The 1,167-nt window shown below is 58.3% G+C and carries 1 protein-coding gene; it reads left to right on the top strand.

Annotation, left to right across the window (positions count from 1 at the left end):
* The first annotated feature begins 49 nt into the window (after window positions 1–49).
* Entirely contained in the window at window positions 50–1,048 is a 999-nt protein-coding gene (locus tag ACW9JC_RS30325; protein ID WP_150702741.1) for a sulfate ABC transporter substrate-binding protein, read from the top strand.
* The last annotated feature ends 119 nt before the right edge of the window (window positions 1,049–1,167 follow it).

The raw sequence follows: 1,167 nt of genomic DNA, 5'->3' as shown, positions 1-1,167 counted from the left end.
CAAAAGATCGCAGCCTGCGGCAGCTCCTACTTAGAACAAGGAATTCGCAGTGAAAAAACTCTTTGGCGCCTCACTTCTGGCCGCTGGCCTTGCATTGACCAGCGTGGCTCAGGCCGCACCGACCCTGCTCAACGTTTCCTACGACGTGATGCGCGATTTCTACAAGGACTACAACACTGCGTTCCAGAAGCACTGGCAAGCCGAGCACAACGAAAACATCACTCTGCAGATGTCCTTCGGCGGCTCCAGCAAACAGGCGCGTTCGGTCATCGACGGTCTGCCGGCTGACGTGATCACCATGAACATGGCCACCGACATCAACGCCCTCGCCGACAACGGCAAACTGGTCCCGGACAACTGGGTCACGCGCCTGCCGAACAACAGCGCGCCGTTCACTTCGGCCACGGTGTTCATCGTGCGCAAGGGCAACCCGAAAGCCCTGAAAGACTGGCCGGACCTGCTCAAGGACGGCGTCCAAGTCATCGTGCCGAACCCGAAAACCTCGGGCAACGGTCGCTACACCTACCTCTCGGCCTGGGGCTACGTGCTGAAAAACGGCGGCGACGAGAACAAGGCGAAAGACTTCGTCGGCAAACTGTTCAAGCAAGCACCGGTACTCGACACCGGTGGCCGTGCAGCCACCACCACGTTCATGACCAACCAGATCGGCGACGTGCTGGTGACTTTTGAAAACGAAGCGGAAATGATCGCCCGCGAGTTTGGCCGCGACCAGTTCGAAGTCATCTACCCAAGCGTCTCCGCCGAAGCCGAGCCACCAGTGTCCGTGGTCGACAAAACCGTCGACAAGAAAGGCACCCGCGCCGCCGCCGAGGAATACCTGAAGTACTTGTGGTCGCCGGAAGGCCAGGAAATCGCTGCCGCCAACTACCTGCGCCCGCGTGACCCGGCCGTGCTGGCCAAGTACACCGACCGCTTCCCGAAAGTGGATTTCCTGTCAGTCGAGAAAACCTTCGGTGACTGGCGCACCGTGCAGAAAACCCACTTCAATGATGGCGGGGTATTCGATCAGATCTACAGCGGTCAGTGATCGCTAAGCGGCAATGAAAAAGGCGACCTGCAGAGGTCGCCTTTTTTGTGGGTTTGCGATTTACCCGTAGGAGCTGCCGCAGGCTGCGATCTTTTGACTTTGCTTGTAAAAATCAAGAT

It is taken from the genome of Pseudomonas sp. SDO5591_S426 (assembly GCF_054070755.1).
Note: the sequence above shows the minus strand (reverse complement) of the source record. Positions and strands in the feature narration are given on the sequence as shown.